General features: G+C 43.3%; 18 protein-coding genes. 14 read left to right on the forward strand and 4 right to left on the reverse strand.

Features of this window, described 5'->3' with window-relative positions:
* Positions 1 to 67: 67 nt before the first annotated feature.
* The 5 genes from PGR14_RS11745 to PGR14_RS11765 all read left to right on the forward strand — a co-directional run bounded on the left by PGR14_RS11745 (position 68) and on the right by PGR14_RS11765 (position 4,147).
* Positions 68 to 1,003 (forward strand): DUF1385 domain-containing protein, encoded by a 936-nt coding sequence (locus tag PGR14_RS11745; protein WP_270223461.1) that lies wholly within the window; start codon positions 68 to 70, stop codon positions 1,001 to 1,003.
* Positions 1,004 to 1,008: 5 nt separating this feature from the next.
* A complete protein-coding gene (gene prmC, locus PGR14_RS11750) occupies positions 1,009 to 1,866 on the forward strand; it encodes a peptide chain release factor N(5)-glutamine methyltransferase (protein WP_055247839.1) in 858 nt (285 codons plus the stop codon).
* 14 nt (positions 1,867 to 1,880) lie between these two features.
* The gene (prfA, locus tag PGR14_RS11755) at positions 1,881 to 2,957 is read left to right on the forward strand and encodes a peptide chain release factor 1 (protein WP_008369550.1); all 1,077 of its coding nucleotides are present in this window, start codon (positions 1,881 to 1,883) and stop codon (positions 2,955 to 2,957) included.
* A 43-nt stretch (positions 2,958 to 3,000) separates the two neighbouring features.
* A complete protein-coding gene (locus tag PGR14_RS11760; protein ID WP_156330653.1) occupies positions 3,001 to 3,165 on the forward strand; it encodes a hypothetical protein in 165 nt (54 codons plus the stop codon).
* An 88-nt stretch (positions 3,166 to 3,253) separates the two neighbouring features.
* Positions 3,254 to 4,147, forward strand: coding sequence for a LysR family transcriptional regulator (locus tag PGR14_RS11765; RefSeq protein ID WP_055156828.1), 894 nt, complete (start codon positions 3,254 to 3,256; stop codon positions 4,145 to 4,147).
* Here PGR14_RS11765 and PGR14_RS11770 read toward each other — a convergent pair.
* Positions 4,116 to 4,991 carry a YitT family protein gene (locus tag PGR14_RS11770; RefSeq protein ID WP_008369547.1) on the reverse strand — a complete coding sequence of 292 codons (876 nt, stop codon included), beginning with the start codon at positions 4,989 to 4,991 and terminating at the stop codon, positions 4,116 to 4,118. The two genes, PGR14_RS11765 and PGR14_RS11770, sit on opposite strands and share 32 nt — an antisense overlap.
* A gap of 179 nt (positions 4,992 to 5,170) precedes the next feature.
* Here PGR14_RS11770 and PGR14_RS11775 point away from each other — a divergent pair, with 179 nt between their 5' ends.
* The 6 genes from PGR14_RS11775 (at position 5,171) to PGR14_RS11800 (ending at position 10,601) form a co-directional block, all read left to right on the forward strand.
* A complete protein-coding gene (locus tag PGR14_RS11775) occupies positions 5,171 to 5,707 on the forward strand; it encodes a hypothetical protein (RefSeq protein WP_055156830.1) in 537 nt (178 codons plus the stop codon).
* Between the two features lie 108 nt (positions 5,708 to 5,815).
* A complete protein-coding gene (locus PGR14_RS11780) occupies positions 5,816 to 6,376 on the forward strand; it encodes a class I SAM-dependent methyltransferase (protein ID WP_173699207.1) in 561 nt (186 codons plus the stop codon).
* Between the two features lie 394 nt (positions 6,377 to 6,770).
* Positions 6,771 to 7,709, forward strand: coding sequence for a DUF2156 domain-containing protein (locus PGR14_RS11785; protein ID WP_055156889.1), 939 nt, complete (start codon positions 6,771 to 6,773; stop codon positions 7,707 to 7,709).
* Positions 7,699 to 8,892, forward strand: a complete 1,194-nt coding sequence (locus tag PGR14_RS11790) for a pyridoxal phosphate-dependent aminotransferase (RefSeq protein ID WP_008369542.1) — start codon at positions 7,699 to 7,701, stop codon at positions 8,890 to 8,892. Before PGR14_RS11785 ends, PGR14_RS11790 begins: the two co-directional genes overlap by 11 nt.
* A 40-nt stretch (positions 8,893 to 8,932) precedes the next feature.
* Positions 8,933 to 9,997: a histidinol-phosphate transaminase gene (gene hisC, locus PGR14_RS11795; protein WP_055156834.1), complete on the forward strand. Its 1,065-nt coding sequence runs from the start codon at positions 8,933 to 8,935 to the stop codon at positions 9,995 to 9,997.
* 94 nt (positions 9,998 to 10,091) lie between these two features.
* Positions 10,092 to 10,601, forward strand: coding sequence for a COG2426 family protein (locus PGR14_RS11800; RefSeq protein ID WP_022220948.1), 510 nt, complete (start codon positions 10,092 to 10,094; stop codon positions 10,599 to 10,601).
* A 741-nt stretch (positions 10,602 to 11,342) separates the two neighbouring features.
* Here PGR14_RS11800 and PGR14_RS11805 read toward each other — a convergent pair.
* From PGR14_RS11805 to PGR14_RS11815, 3 genes are all read right to left on the reverse strand, one after another.
* Complete coding sequence (locus tag PGR14_RS11805) at positions 11,343 to 11,942, reverse strand: TIGR04100 family radical SAM protein (protein ID WP_055247848.1); 600 nt, start codon at positions 11,940 to 11,942, stop codon at positions 11,343 to 11,345.
* Between the two features lie 77 nt (positions 11,943 to 12,019).
* Positions 12,020 to 12,583 (reverse strand): TIGR04002 family protein, encoded by a 564-nt coding sequence (locus PGR14_RS11810; RefSeq protein ID WP_195250257.1) that lies wholly within the window; start codon positions 12,581 to 12,583, stop codon positions 12,020 to 12,022.
* A gap of 38 nt (positions 12,584 to 12,621) precedes the next feature.
* Positions 12,622 to 13,485 carry a pyridoxamine kinase gene (locus tag PGR14_RS11815; RefSeq protein WP_173685084.1) on the reverse strand — a complete coding sequence of 288 codons (864 nt, stop codon included), beginning with the start codon at positions 13,483 to 13,485 and terminating at the stop codon, positions 12,622 to 12,624.
* A 122-nt stretch (positions 13,486 to 13,607) separates the two neighbouring features.
* Here PGR14_RS11815 and pdxR point away from each other — a divergent pair, with 122 nt between their 5' ends.
* Genes pdxR through PGR14_RS11830 form a run of 3 tightly spaced genes read left to right on the forward strand, consistent with a single transcriptional unit; the run spans position 13,608 to position 16,785 of the window.
* Entirely contained in the window at positions 13,608 to 14,930 is a 1,323-nt protein-coding gene (gene pdxR, locus PGR14_RS11820) for a MocR-like pyridoxine biosynthesis transcription factor PdxR (RefSeq protein WP_055156839.1), read from the forward strand.
* Complete coding sequence (locus tag PGR14_RS11825; protein ID WP_270223464.1) at positions 14,931 to 15,776, forward strand: AraC family transcriptional regulator; 846 nt, start codon at positions 14,931 to 14,933, stop codon at positions 15,774 to 15,776.
* A complete protein-coding gene (locus tag PGR14_RS11830; protein WP_055156843.1) occupies positions 15,763 to 16,785 on the forward strand; it encodes a substrate-binding domain-containing protein in 1,023 nt (340 codons plus the stop codon). Before PGR14_RS11825 ends, PGR14_RS11830 begins: the two co-directional genes overlap by 14 nt.
* Positions 16,786 to 16,787: the final 2 nt, after the last annotated feature.

Raw genomic sequence — 16,787 nt, forward strand, 5'->3', positions numbered from 1 at the left:
CAGGCTGGGATTGTGAAATCTCAGCCTATTTTGTGTATACGATGAATTAAAAAGGACATAACAGAATATGAAATCTTCGAATATTGGTGGTCAGGCTGTCATCGAAGGCGTGATGATGAAGAATAAAGACCGTTATGCGGTTGCGGTGAGAAAGCCTGACGGAGAGATAGAAGTTACAACAGATACATATAAAAGTGTAGTCGGAAAATATACGGCACTTACGAAGCTACCTTTTGTCAGAGGAATCTTTAATTTTGTTGATTCTCTGGTGCTGGGGATGAAGACTTTGACCTGGTCAGCAAGCTTCTATGAGGAAGAGGAAGAAAAAGAGATGACCGAAGTCGAAGAAAAGAAGCAGGAGCGTACGGAAAAGCTTTTGATGACGCTGACGATGGTTGTATCTTTTGCACTTGCGATCGGTATTTTTATGGTACTTCCGTATTTTTTGTCAGATATGCTGAAGAAATGGATTTCTTCCTATACAGTTCGGATTATCATTGAGGGAATCATCCGCATTGCGATTTTTGTTGCCTATGTGGGCGGAATTTCGGTAATGAACGATATTAAGCGTTTGTATCGCTATCATGGCGCGGAGCATAAGTGTATCAACTGCATTGAACATGGACTTCCACTGACTGTTGAAAATGTTAGAAAGAGCTCTAAAGAACACAAAAGATGCGGAACCAGCTTCATGCTGTTTGTCATGATCGTGGGAATCGTTCTCTTATTTTTTGTAAGGGTAGAATCTGCGCTGATGAGAGTGATTGTGAGAATTGCACTTCTTCCGGTGATTGCTGGTATTTCTTATGAGTTGATCAAATGGGCAGGAAGCAGTGAGAATCCGATCGTGTGTATCTTAAGTAAGCCGGGACTTTGGCTGCAGGGGCTTACGACAAAGGAACCGGACGATGAGATGATCGAGGTCGGGATTGCGTCTGTAGAAGCGGTGTTTGACTGGAAAGCGTATTTGAGAGAGAATTTCGGATATAAGGAAGAGGAGTAAAAGCTGTGACCTATCAGGAAGCATATCAGAAAGCTACAGGTGAATTGAAAGCGGCGGGGATTCCGGAGCCGGAAAGTGATGCCTGGATCCTGCTGGAGCATGTGACCGGCATGACAAGGACCAGATATTATGTGGATGGTTTTGAAAGAATGCCGAAAAATGAAGAAGACCGGTTCTTTGAGCTGGTAAGCTGCAGAAAAACCCGGATTCCGGTGCAGCATCTGACCGGGGTTCAGGAATTTATGGGATATGAATTTGCAGTCAATGAACATGTACTTGTGCCAAGACAGGATACTGAGATTCTTGTAGAGGAAGCAGAAAAAAGACTGCTTCTTATGAAAAAGGAAAATCCGGTAAAAGTGCTGGATATGTGTACCGGTTCAGGCTGTATCCCAATCAGCCTGAAACTGAGAAATCCGCAGATTGTCATAGAAGGTGCAGATATTTCAGAAGAAGCTCTGAAAGTGGCTGAAAAAAATGCCAAAAAGCTGGGAGTGAGCGGTAAGTGGATCCAGACTGATATGTTTGAAAATATTACAGGAACATTTGACATGATCACATCGAATCCACCTTATATCCCGACAAAAGTGATCGAAGAGCTGGAAGCAGAGGTACGTCTTCATGACCCGTATGAGGCATTGGACGGAAAAGAGGACGGTCTTTATTTTTACCGGATCCTGGCAGAAAAGGTTCCGGAATATCTGACAGACGGCGGCTGGCTTGTGATGGAGATTGGATATGACCAGAGTGCAGATGTGGAAAAATTGCTGAAAGAGACTGGATTTGAACAGGTTTCAACGCAAAAGGATCTGGCAGGTCTTGACCGTGTGGTATGTGGCGTGTACAATAGGCGTAGCAAATAACAGGAGGAAAAGAAATGTTTGATAAATTAGAAGATCTGCTCATTCGTTATGAGGAGATTATGGGTGAGCTTCAGGAACCGGACGTGGTGAATGACCAGTCACGTTTCCGCAAGCTGATGAAAGAACAGAATGATCTGACCCCGATTGTTGAGGCATATAAAGAATATAAAAATTGTAAACAGAACATTGAAGACAGTCTTTCTCTTCTGGAGGAAGAATCCGATGAAGAGATGAAAGAGCTGGCAAAAGAAGAACTCAGTGAGTCTAAGAAGAGAGTCGAAGAGCTGGAACAGGAGCTCAAGATCCTTCTTCTTCCAAAAGACCCGAACGATGACAAGAACGTTATCGTGGAGATCCGTGCAGGTGCAGGTGGAGATGAAGCTGCCCTTTTTGCGGCTGAGATCTACCGTATGTATGTACATTATGCAGACAGCAGACGCTGGAAGACAGAGATGATCTCCCTCAATGAAAACGGAATCGGTGGATTCAAGGAAGTTGTATTTATGATCACAGGACAGGGAGCATATTCCCGTATGAAGTATGAAAGTGGTGTACATCGTGTACAGCGTGTGCCAGAGACAGAAAGCGGCGGACGTATCCATACTTCAACCATTACCGTAGCAGTGATGCCGGAAGCAGAAGAAGTTGACGTTGTGATCGATGAAAAAGATATCCGTATCGATGTTATGCGTGCATCTGGTAACGGTGGCCAGTGTGTCAATACCACAGACTCTGCTGTACGACTGACTCATTATCCGACAGGAATCGTGATCTACAGTCAGACTGAAAAATCACAGCTGCAGAACAAGGAAAAGGCATTTCGTCTTCTGCGTTCCAAATTATATGAACTGGAACTGGAGAAGCAGCATTCTGCAGAGGCTGAGGCAAGAAGAAGCCAGATCGGTACCGGAGACCGTTCTGAGAAGATCCGTACTTACAACTTCCCACAGGGACGTGTGACCGATCACAGAATCAAGCTTACGCTTCATAAGCTGGACAGCATTATGAACGGAGATCTGGATGAAGTCATTGACAGCCTGATCGCAGCAGACCAGGCAGCAAAGCTGGCATCGATGAATGAGGCAGTATAATAGAAGCAGGCAAAAGTGTATAAAGACAGGAAAGCCTGTGAGTATGTTCTTCGAATTATTATGGATGATGAAGAACTCACAGTTATTGACAACGAAGTGCAGATGGATTTCAAGAACATGCCCGATCGCCCATATTGATCGGACAATAAAAGCAAATATTGAAACCGTCAGAGGATGGCTTGCAGGACGCACTCCTGCTAAAAAATAGTAATAGGATACCCTCATACAGGTCAAGAAAATAGAAATGTCCCGTATGGGGGATTTTTATATACCGAAAAACAAAACAGAGGCGTTGAATGAACATACAACAATTAACTTACATTGTAGAAATCGCAAATTGCAAAAGCATTTCCCGCGCAGCAGAGTACCTTTTCGTCTCGCAGCCCGCTCTGTCCCAGCAGATCCGGAATCTGGAAAAGGAACTGGGATACCGCGTATTTCACAGGACAAGCAAAGGACTGGAACTTACCGAAAAAGGGAATGTTTTTTACCAAAAAGCGCAAGAAATGCTAAAAGACTGGAATCGTTTTAAAGAAGAAGTGATTTCGGGAACAGAACATAAAAAATTAAAAATCGGACTTGGTGCCAGAGTCTATTCCAACAGACTGTTTCCGAAGATTGCCAGATATTTTGAAAGGCATCCGGAGCTTGAGGTGACATTTTATACGGAGGCTGGGCTGGATGCATATGCGGCGATCAAGGACGGTTCCCTTGATATGGCACTGGACCGGATGCCGGAAAATGAAATCGGCATGGAGAAATGTGTCTGTTTTGCAAAAGAACTGATCCGTGAGAAGCAGTGTATACTGATGGCACCGGATCATCCGCTCGCGCAGAAGAAAAATGCTTCAATCATGGATTGCAGGGAATATACTATGCTCACAGGACTGGAGCATTCGGTGGAAGACCGTCTCCTCAGAAAGACATATGGTGAACAGAATATCACATGGAAAAGAGTCATCCGCTCAGACAGCATCGACACGGTGATGAAGATGGTGAAAAGCGGAAGCGGAATCGCGATCGGACCAAAGTCCTTTGCAGAATACTATGGGGTTACGGCGGTGCCACTGGTTCCAGCCAGGCAGGACAGTCTTTATTTTGCCTGCCTGAAATCAAAGAAAAAAGAGCCGGAAATCCGGGAATTTCAGAGGTATCTGACTACTCTGGTTTCCAGTGTTTATCCAGATTAAATCCGCGTCCCTGAACTTCCTGTACCTGGGAAACGATGATAAAGCTTTCCGGATCGATCTGATGAACATTTTTTTCAAGTTGGACGAGTTCACGGTTGGAGATGACGGTGAGTACCATATTCAGCTGCTGGTTCAGATAGCCACCCTGAACTGGAATGATGGTTGCACCGCGGTCAATCTGGGTAAGTACAAAATTACGGATTTCATCTGAATGTTTGCTGATGATCTGAACAGCAATCCTTGAAGTTCCACTGACGATCAGCTTGTTCATGACAAGGGTGTAAATGATCACATACAAAATCGCATATAGTACCTTGTCAACTGGCTGATAAAGTGCCTGCCCCAGGATGACAAAGAAGTCAATGATGTACAATCCGGCTGAAACAGGAAAACGGAAATATTTATTTAAGATCAGTGGCGGAACGTCTACGCCACCGGTAGAAGCACCGGTACGGATGATCATTCCAAGGGAGATCCCGATTCCGATGCCGGCAAAGAGTGTGCATAGGATCAGATTGTCTGTCAGAACATAATCTCCAAGGATCTGATTGAAGAATTCCAGTGCGATCGGATACATAAAAGAGCTTAAAATTGCAGATAATGTATATTTTTTCCCGAGGAAAATATAGGCAAGCACCAGCATGATAATGTTGAAAGCGAGCACCAGAGAGGAAAGAGGGATCCCGGTTATGCGCTGCAGAATCAGCCCGATTCCGGTCGTGCCACCGGCAACAAGGTCAGCCGGAAGAAGAAAGACTCTGGCTGAAAAAGCGTTGAGTATATTTCCCAGGCAGATAATGAGAACAGAAGAAATCTGTTCTTTTCTTTTTGTAGTAAGTTTCATTGGTCAGTACCTCCATAAGTCGATACTTTTAATTTAGGAGAAATGGGAGAAAATGGGAAATACATTCTATGAATAGTGATATAAGAAAAACTTATATCATATATAACGCTGCGTGGTTGAAAAAGTAACAGGATATGCTAAAATTGACATAAATGAGAGAACATGAGGAGGTACAAAAGATGGGACATATTGTACAGCGTCTGGTTCGGAATGCCATCATGCAGGCGGTGAATCAGGTGATCCAGAATAAGACACAGCAGGAAGCTGCGAAATTTGGAAATGAATGGAAGGGCAGTTTTCATTGTCTGGTATCCGGGTATTACAGTGGCATGACCGTTAAATATCTGATGCTTCCATTTGCAGTTTTCTGCATTCTGTGCGCAATAGGAAGCGGGATTGCCGGCGGGCTGACCTACAGTATCTGGTTCCTTGTGATCGCAGTGGTGTGCCTGGTTACGCGCAGCTATGGAATGAAAATGATGCGTGTGATCATTTACTGGGACAATGGTATGGCATTCTATGACAAGGATGGCAATGAACTCGTACAGCTGCCACGGACAGCCATCGAGCAGATGACGGTAAAAAATGGTAAGATCACAATCCCATGGGAAGGTAAAGAGTATAAGATTATCAGGAACCCATTCGATAACGAAAAAGAAGTACGGGAAATGCTTAATTTTTATTCGACAGAAAATTCCAAATGGATTGCCCGGTAAATAAAAGACAGATAAGTGACAGAAAATGATAACAAAAGAAGAAAGCTCTGATCGCACAGATCATCGAGGCAATGCGCACTTTCCGAACATAAGCAGGAGGTTTAGGACATGAATTTTCAGATCACAGAATATTGCCATCACATTTTAGAAGAGTATATAGAAGAAGGGGATATCTGCATTGATGCCACCGCCGGAAACGGCGGTGACACGGAGTTTTTGTGCCAGAAAGTCGGAGAGACCGGAAATGTCTATGCTTTTGATGTGCAAGAGATGGCGATTGCTCACACCAGAGAACGCCTCGAAAAAGCGAACCTGTCGGCAAGAGCCAAGCTGATCCAGGACGGTCACGAAAAAATGCAGACCTATGTAAAAGAAGAAGCCAAGGTCATTATTTTCAATTTCGGCTACCTCCCCGGCGGTGACCACAAAATCGCAACCCGCGCAGCCACCAGCCTCACCGCCATCGAGTCAGCCCTTAACCTGCTCAAAAAAGGCGGCATCATAAACCTCTGCATCTACAGCGGCGGTGACACCGGCTACGAAGAAAAAGAAGCCATTTTGAATTATCTCAAAACATTAGATTCCAAAAAATGGCTCGTAATCGTAAATTCCTATTTTAACCGTAAAAATGATCCTCCACTTCCTGTATTCATCTATAGACTGAAATAGTTTTTATTTCAGAAAACAGTAGTGGAGTAACTGGATCAACAAAGCCGTTTTGCGTTTTTACGGTTCTTATGTTTGGCAAAAAACTTCGTACTGGAGCAACAGTCACAACCAGTAAAGTAGATCTGCCAAGACTGCAAAATAGAACGTTCCAACTCCCTTCGAGGCAACGAAGATAAGACTCAAAAATTGTGGAAGCCATTGCTGACGCAATTTTCGCTTTCAGAGGCTTATCGGAATCGTTTGCCGAGTGGAATTGGAACGTTCTATTTTGCAGTCTTGGCTCACTAACTTTACAAGTAACACAAAAAAATACAAGAAAACCGCAAAAATCCACTCAAAATGTGGTATACTAACAGACAGTACCGCAAAAAAGCGGAATATGGAAGGATTTTTTATGGCAGAAGCAAAATTTAAAAGACCAGAACTGACAGACCGGGATCTTATTGATTTTTATTTCAAAAAGTACCCAAGCAGAAGCTGCGACCGTACTTTTGCAAATGTATATCTGTGGGCAAGGTTTTACGAAGTAGAATTTGCACAATATAATAACGTTCTCCTGTTCCGGGATAACAGTGCAGGTTACGGCTATGCATTTCCGGCAGGTGAAGATGAAGATGTAAAAGCAGCGATTGAAAATATCATGAAGTGGGAGAAAGAAAAAGGCGTTCCATTCTGTCTGTATGGGGTGACAAAAGAGAATTTCGCCAAGCTTGAAACATGGTTTCCAGGCAAATTCGACATCACCTATCACAGAGATGAGGCGGATTATGTCTATGAAAGTGAGAAACTTGCAACACTTTCCGGCAAAAAGCTGCACGGCAAGCGGAATCACGTCAATAAATTTAAAGCACTTCACGGAGATAACTGGAGTTATGAAACGATTACAGAGGATAATCTGGAAGAGTGTTTTCAGATGGCACTGAAATGGCGGAATCTGAATGGCTGTGAAGATGATGAAGAGAAGAATTCCGAGATGTGTGTAACACTCAATTCACTGCGCCTTTACAAAGAACTGAACCTGATCGGAGGTCTGCTCAGAGTTGGTGATGAGATTGTTGCATTTACGATTGGAGAAGCGGTAAATGACGATACCTTTGTGGTTCATATCGAAAAAGCTTATGCGGATATTGAAGGTGCGTATACCATGATCAACCAGCAGTTCGTAGAGCATGAAATTGCCGGAAAATACAAATATACCAACCGGGAAGATGATGTTGGAGAAGAAGGATTAAGAAAGGCCAAGCTTTCCTACAAACCGGTATTTATGGTAGAAAAAGGTGTTGTGACATTAAACGAAGACAGCGAAAAGGAGTGTGCAAAAGATGATATCTAAGAAGATGGAAAATATGGTGGCAAACAGCTCGGCAATCCGCGCCATGTTTGAAGAGGGAAATCGTCTTGCAAAAATTTACGGACCGGAAAATGTATTTGATTTCAGTCTCGGTAATCCAAATGTACCGGCACCGAAAGCCGTAAAGCAGGCGATTCTTGATATTTTGGATGAAGAAGATGAACTGGTGCTTCATGGATATACTAACAGCAATGCGGGATATGAAGATGTTCGCCAGGCTGTAGCTGAATCTCTGAATGAGCGATTTGGTACTGCATTTGCAGCAAAAAATATTACGATGACAGTTGGCGCAGCAGGCGGACTGAATGTTATTTTAAAAGCACTGTTAAATCCGGGAGATGAAGTGATCACATTTGCACCGTACTTTGGAGAGTACAGAAGTTATGTCAATAATTTTGATGGTGTTCTGGTTGAAATCTCACCGAATACCGTAGATTTTCAGCCAAAGCTGGATGAATTTGAGGCAAAGATCACACCGAAGACAAAAGCAGTGATCGTTAATACACCGAATAATCCGACAGGTGTTGTTTATTCCGAAGAGACGATCAGGAAGATGGCAGAGATCATGGAGAAGAAGCAGAACGAATACGGAACAGAGATTTATCTTATCTCTGATGAGCCATACCGTGAGCTTGCTTATGATGGTGTGGATGTACCGTATCTGACCAGGTATTATGCCAATACGATCGTAGGATATTCTTATAGTAAATCTCTTTCCCTGCCGGGAGAGCGAATCGGATATCTGGTGATTCCGGATGATGTAAAAGATTCAGAGACACTCATTGCAGCAGCAAATGTTGCAAACCGTATTCTTGGATTTGTCAATGCGCCAACCCTGCAGCAGAAGGTAGTTGCAAGATGTCTGCATGAGAAAACCGATATTTCATACTATAACAGAAACAGGGAGACTCTTTACCAGGGACTCATAGAATGTGGATTTGAATGTGTCAAACCGCAGGGTGCATTTTACCTGTTCATGAAGACTCCGATCAAGGATGAAAAGACATTTTGCCAGGAAGCAAAAAAATATAATCTGCTTCTAGTACCGGGAAGTTCTTTTGGATGTGCAGGATATGTCAGAATTGCATATTGTGTAGCTTATGAGACAATCGTAAATGCACTGCCGAAATTCAAAGAGCTTGCAAAAGAATATCAGCTAGGATAAGACAAAAGCAAAAGATGTGACAGAAAGGTGAGAAAGCAAGATGAGAGAATTTGAGAAAAATATCCGAAAAGTAGAACCTTATGTTCCGGGTGAACAGCCACAGAAAAAAGTGATCAAACTGAATACCAATGAGAATCCGTACCCACCTGCACCGGGAGTTCTTGCGGCAATGAAAAAGCTGGAGGGTCATGTGGACAGTTTAAGGCTGTATCCGGATCCGACATCTGATACACTGGTCAGTGCACTGGCGGACTTTTATCATGTTGGAAAAGATCAGGTTTTTGTGGGAGTGGGATCTGACGATGTTCTCTCTATGTGTTTCCTTACCTTCTTTAACTCGGAAAAACCGGTTTTCTTTCCGGATATTACATATTCCTTCTACAAAGTATGGGCGGATCTTTACCGGATTCCATACGAATGCAAGAAGGTAGATGAAAACTTCCATATTATAAAAGAAGATTATTATCCGGAAAATGGTGGTGTGATTTTCCCGAATCCAAATGCACCGACATCCATCTATGAAGATCTGGAATTTGTGGAAGATATCATCAGACACAACCAGGATGTTATTGTGATTGTGGATGAGGCATATATTGATTTCGCAGGAGAGTCAGCACTTTCGCTTCTGGACAAATATGACAACCTGATCATTACGCAGACATTTTCAAAGGCAAGATCGATGGCAGGAATGCGTATTGGATATGCAATCGCAAGTCCGCTCCTGATCAAGTATTTAAACGATGCAAAATATTCGTTCAATTCTTATACTATGAACAAAACTTCTCTGGTATACGGAGCAGAAGCGGTAAAAGATAAAGAATATTTTGCTGAGACAACACGTAAAATTGTGGAGACAAGAGACTGGGCAGAAGAAGAATTCAAAAAGCTCGGCTTTGTATTTCCAAAACCAAGCGCAAACTTCATCTTTGTATCACATCCGGAATACGATGCAAAAGAACTCTTTGAAGCAATGAAAGCAAAAGGAATCTATGTGCGTTTCTGGGGAAGTGAGCGGATTGAGCAATATCTGCGTGTGACGATCGGTACGAGAGAAGAGATGGAAGCACTCTTTGCCTTCCTCCGTGAATATATGATGAAGTGTTAAAAACATAAATTGCGTTTGTGCTTACACAAATAAGCAATTTATGCGTATTGACACGTCAAGCACCGATTTAATAAGTAAAAAATAGGAGATTTGTATGACTGAAACTTTAGTACAGTGGTTTGTAACTCATCTGGGTGGCAAGGCTGCCAAAGAACTGATTATCTTTATTATTTCAATGATTCCGATTCTGGAGCTCAGGGGAGGAATCCTTGCGGCAGGTCCGGCGTTTTTAAATATCCCGACCTGGCGTGCAATCCCGATCTGTCTGGTGGGGAACCTGATCCCAATTCCGTTTATCCTGCTTCTGATCCGTCCGATTTTTGCATGGCTGCGCAAGACGCGCCTTTTCCGTCCGCTTGTAGAAAAGCTGGAGAAAAAAGCGATGAGCAAAAGTGATCGGATCAGCAGATATGAATTCTGGGGGCTGGTACTCTTCGTAGGAATTCCGCTTCCGGGAACCGGAGCCTGGACCGGAGCTCTTGTCGCATCCCTCCTTGGCATCGACTGGAAAAAAGCTTTCGGAGCAATCGTAGTCGGCGTATGCATGGCATCGGTGATCATGTATATCCTGTCTTACGTTGTGATCGGAGGAATCTTTGGATAAAAAGTGAAAGCTTTCTCTTTGAGAGAACACAGAATGGCTGTATACGAAAGTATATGGTCATTTTTGTTTGGCAAATGATAGAGGTTGAGTGAGCGCCAGCCCCAAAAGGAATCGTTCGGATTCAAGTTGCGCTAACCATTCCGATGAGCCTCTTAGGACGGGAAGCATGTTCAGCAAAGGCTTCCATGCTTCCTGAGTCTCATCTCCATAGCGCAAAATAGAATCCGAACGATTCCTTTTGTGGCTGGCGCTCTTTGAACTTTATCGAATAAAATGTGGTGATATTGGTAAGATAACAGCAATTCAGAACGAAGCAGGAGAAAACTTTGAGAAGGGATGAGGAGTCTGTTGCTTAATTGAAAACATTTGACTATCGGGCATTTATTGGAAAACATGTATTATTTTCGTTAAACATCGAACCAGAGTTGAAAGGGAGAATAACAATCGGAATGAATAAGTTCCTGTTCATTCGCTTTGCTACAAGCATTCAAAAATCAGGCTGACGGGAATACACTAGAAGGGCAGAAGGACCAAAAGAAACCGGATTAATTCACTTATTATGCAATGGAGATGAGACTCAAAAACCGTGGAAGCCTTTGCTGAACACGATTTTCGCCTTAAGAGGCTCATCGGAATGGTTTGCATAATGGAATTAGTCCGGTTTCTTTTGGCCTTTCTGCCAGCACAGCGCAAAGTATGGCAGCCGTCCCTTTGTTAATTATAGTAGAAAAGAGAATGAACTTACGAATAAATTCGAACTTTCAACGGAATCCCCATCTCGTCTGCGAGTTTCTGGGACGCATCGATTTCTTCCTGTGAAATGATGCTTACCACACTGAACTGCACAGATGAGAACAGTTTCTTCGCTTTCTCGGCAAATGCAAGCATATCTGGGAACGCATTTTCAAAACAAGGCTGTGTAACTTCCTGGTAACGCTCTGCAGTTGGCGCATTCAGGCTGATCGATACGGCATCGATATATTTTGCCATTTCTTCTGCGATCGGCTTTTTATTGAAGAGTTCGCCAAGTCCGTTGGTATTGACGCGAAGGAGAACTTCCGGATGTTTTTCTTTCATGTATTTTGCAGCAGCAATCAGATTATCGTAGGCACAGGTCGGTTCCCCGTAGCCGCAGAAGACGGCTTCCGGATAATTTGTAAAATCAAAAGCATCAATAGCTGCCTTGATCTCTTCGAAAGAAGGATTGTGGTCGTGCCAAAGTTCTGTTGCCTCTCCGATGGCTTCATGCTCGTTACGGATGCAGAAAATACATTTGCAAGTGCAGCGGTTGGTGATGTTAAAATATGCATTGTTTTTAAATGTGTAAATAATATCTGACATTATAATAAAATCTCCTCTTTGAAAGTCAGGCGGATATTCAAGAACCACCTGTCATTTGCGTATAATTAAATATTTGGCTAAATTCCAAATTTGTTTTTCATTGTACTTTTGAAACCGGCTTTGTCAAGAGTGGAACCAAGAATGATAAAGATCACAGCACTTCCGCCTGACTGGGCAAGGGTTCCTACAATCGAAGGAATCAGTGCACCCCAGGTTCCGAACAGGATTACATCTGTGATATAATATCCAATAAAGGAAATTACAGCGGCAACAATAACGCCGACACAGTTGTGTACATTCACGATCTTGTCCTTTTTACATGTGATCGGAAGGGAGATCAGCATCTTGATGATGAAGGTTGCAGGTGCATATACCGGGGCAGTCAGGATATCTGCCATGGCACCACCGATTGCACCAGCAAACATGGCATATGGTGTTGGGAGGAATGCAGCGGCAAGATAGATCAGAGAATCTCCGATGTGTACATATCCGCCATTTACACCAAATGGAATATGGAAAATATAAGCAGTTGTCACACAGATCAGTGCTGCAAAAAGAGCTGTTGAAGTCAGTCTGGAGACTTTCTGATGAGAAAGTGTATTTGCAGATGGTTCCGGATTGTTAATGGTTGTAGATGACATGATAGTTACCTCCCTGGGTTTTATTTATTTTGTAAATGTCAGTCAAGCAGCATAGAAAGATGGGATTCAAAATTGATTCCATCGTTGCGCGGAATCTGGTCGGCAACGGTGTCAATCAGAGATCTTTCGATAAACCGGCATGCTTTTTCCACGCCTGCAGCTGCACTTTTTCCCTGTACCATCGAGGCACATACGACAGCGGAAAGCAGGTCACCGGTGCCAGAATAGCTTCCACCGTGAATTCCAGAGGAAATGACGCTTATCTGGTCGTTCTCGAGAACCAGATTGTAATATTTTACGGTATCATCAGAAGGAGCCTGATAAAGAATACCGGTGACGATGATCGTCTGGATCTGCGTTTCTTTCGTTTCTTTCAAAGGAGCGGCAATCCGGGCAATCCGGTCCAGATAATCCGGTTCGTCCTTATACTTGGTAAGCCCTGCAAAATCAGAGTGTGTTAAAAGACACAGCTCGGTAAGATTTGGCGTGATCACATCGGCATGGGATACAAGCTTCTGCATCTGCTGTTGGAGTCTGGGAGTGAAAATGTCATATTTGACACCGGAATCTCCCATGACCGGATCGACAAAGAGCAGAGTGGAAGGGGTTCTGAACTTCTCACAGAAATTCAGGATTTTTTCCGCCTGATCTGCGCTGCCGAGATATCCGGTACTGATCGCATCCAGGGTAAGACCACGTTTTTGCCATTCTTCTGTGTAATGATCGATCTTGTCGGTAAAGTCCGTACAGTAATAGCTGTCGTAGCCGGTCTGATTGGTTAAAACTGCCGTTGGCAGAGGACAGGCCTGTACACCCATGACGGAAAGAACCGGTATCGCAGCTGTCAGAGAGCATTTACCAAGACCGGACAGATCATTGATAACAGCGACTCGTTTTATCATTGAAGTATCCTTTCCGAAATACAAAGTGAAAAATTCTTGCATTTCTTATGTGTTTTATATAGAATAAAATAAAAGTGTCATTTGTAAAATATACAAAAAGAAATATTTTTTAGAGGTCAGTTATGAGAGTGGAATTACAGAATGAGGAACACTGCCGGTATCTGAGAGTGTATCATTATTACAGGAATCTGATTCTATCCGGGCAGATGAAGTCAGAGACAAAGCTTCCATCGATCCGTAAAGGTGCAAGCGAGCTGCAGATGAGCCGGACGACGATGGAGAATGCGTATATGCTTCTGGCAGCAGAAGGTTATATTGTGTCCAGACCGCAGAGTGGATATTATGTGACGGATATTGCCGAGAAGCAGGAAGAGGGCAGAAAGATTGCAAGCCGGCATGTAAGGAAGCAGGAGAATCCGGTTGTCTATGATTTTGCAACATCAAATGTAGATAAAGAGAGTTTCCGGTTTGAATTATGGCGGAGATATATGAAGAGCGCAATGCGTCAGGATGAGAGACTGCTTTCTTATGGAGAACCGCAGGGGGAACAGGAATTCAGGGAAGTACTGTCTGAATATATTCAGAAGACCAGAAGTGTGATCTGCAGCCCGGATCAGATCGTGATCGGTGCCGGTATACAGAGTCTTCTGCATATTCTGTGCCCACTGAATCATAAAAAGAGAACCGTATTTTTCAGGGACAGTGAGTTTGTACAGGGAATGACGGTTTTTGAAGATCATAACTACCGGATTGCAGGAAGTGCGGAAGAAGAGATTGGAATGTATTACGTGTCACCATCACAGATGACAAGATTTGGTGGGGTGATGCCGATCCAGGAAAGACTGGAACTGGTCGGACGCGCTGAGAAAGAGCATTTTCTGATCATTGAAGATGACTATAACAGTGAGTTCAAATATTTTCAGAAACCGGTTCCGTCTCTGCAGGGACTTTCGGGAGGAAGAAATGTCATTTATCTGGGAACATTTTCCAAAATGCTGCTTCCGTCTATCAGGATTAGTTATATGATACTGCCGCCGGAACTGATGGAAACTTACGAAAAAAGAAAAAATAATTACAATCAGACTGCATCCAAGGCCGAGCAGATCGCACTGACACAGTTTATCCGTGACGGACATCTGGCGAGTCAGGTCCGTAAATCTAGGAAGATCCATCTGGCAAAGGCAGAAAAGCTTGCGGACAGTGCAAAAAAGATTTTAGGAAAAGATGTGGATGTACAGGTTGGTGCTGCAGGATTTATGGTACAGTTGACCTTTGCGGAGGACTGCGCTGCAGAAAAGATTGCAGAAAAAGCAAAAAAGAAAGGAATGACATTTCTTGAAGTGGAGAAGAACAGGATGTTACTCACCTGTGCAGGTGTTTCTGCTGAAAAGTATGAGGATGCTATGAAACTGCTCAGAGAATGTACAGAGAAGGGGATGAATTAGATGGAATTTTCACATGAACTGGTTCTGCCGAATGAAGATCTGCCATTCCGGATGTTTTTATTTGAAGGAAAAGACGGAAATTATGTCAGGGAAAAGCACTGGCACCGGTCGATCGAGATGTTTGTTGTACTGGAAGGAAAGCTGGATTTTTATATCGATGAAGAAGATATCCATTTAGATGAAAAATCATTTGTGATCGTGAATTCTAATGAGCTACATTCGATTTCGGCACCGTTTCCGAATAAGACGATCGTACTGCAGATGCCACTTCAGACATTTGAACGGTATTATACGGATGAGCAGTTTATCTGTTTTACCCACAGCGAACGCGTACAGGATGAACAACTGGTTGAACTGGTTGAAAAGATGTATGTGACGTATCAGAAGAAGAAAACAGGGTATGAATTAAAGGTACAGAGTTATTTTTATATGCTGGTCTATCTGATGGTGACAAAATACAGGAAGGTTGATGTCAGTGCGGAGATCGTGCGGGATCACAAGAACAGGAACCGACTTTCTACGATCACGAATTATATCAAGGATAATTATCAGAAAGATCTCTCGCTGGAAGGGCTGGCACAGGTTTTCGGGTATTCGCCGACCTATCTTTCACGGATGTTTCGCAAATATGCAGAAATCAACTATAAAGAATATATTCAGGGAATCCGTCTGGAATATGCCTACCGGGAACTGATAAGCAGTGATACGATGGTTGAGGAAATTGCAGAACATAGTGGATTTGCGGACGGAAGAGCATTTGCCAAAGCATTCCGGAAAAAATATGGAGTAAGACCAAGTGATTTCCGTAAAATGAGAAAGCAGGAATCGGAAGATGAAAAGTTATAAAGAAAACTGGAAGAAACTGATAGGGATAGGAGTTGTGGCTCTTGCCGCACTTCTGGTCCTGATCGGTATTGGGATGATATATCATGAAAAAGTAAAAAAAGATGCCGGAGTGGAAAAAAAGGACCGGACGGATTATCAGTATCATGTTGCGATTATCAGTGAAAATCCCACAGACAGCTTCTGGAAGAAGATATACCAGGGAGCCAAAGATGCCGGGAAAGGAGACCAGATCCTGATCGAGAATTTTGGTGAGACACTGTCGGGTGAATATTCGACAGAAGAATTGATGGAAATGGCAATTGCGGCCAAGGTAGATGGGATTATTGTACAGGTGAGCGATGAAGAAGCGGTTTCCGCACAGATTGACAAGGCAGAAGAACAGAATATTCCGGTGATCACGATCCGCAGTGATGCGCCGGCCAGTAAAAGGGTATCATTTGTAAGCGGAAATGATTATGCGATTGGTGAAATGTATGGAAACCAGATCAATAATATTGCACAGAAGAAGGCAGAAGAGGAAGACCGGAAGATCCGGGTCACTGTTCTTCTGAATTCAGAAGAGAGGAATGCAGCGCCGAATGTTATTTTTACGGCAATATCAGAGACGACAGCTTCTATTGCATCCAAGATCGAGCTGACCAGTAAGGTGATCGATAATACAGGGATGTTTGAATCGGAAGAGAATGTCCGCGACCTGATTCTGGATACTTCTTATCCGGATATTATCGTATGTATGAGTGCGGTGGATACCAGCAGTGCGATCCAGTGTGTGGTTGATTACAATAAGGTTGGACAGACATCGATTATCGGATATTATGCGCAGAAGGATACACTGGAGGGAATCCAGAAAGGAATCGTCGAATCCAGTGTCCTGATCAATCCGACCGAGTGGGGAAAAACTGCAGAACAGGGAATGAATGAGTATTTAAAGAAACGGCATATCAGCGAATATCTGACAGTATCCCCGGAGCTTATCACTGCTGATAATATTAAAAAGTATACAGAATAGAA

It is taken from the genome of Coprococcus sp. AF99-45 (genome assembly GCF_027663865.1).
In the GTDB taxonomy this organism is placed as follows: Bacteria; Bacillota; Clostridia; order Lachnospirales; family Lachnospiraceae; genus Allocoprococcus; species Allocoprococcus comes.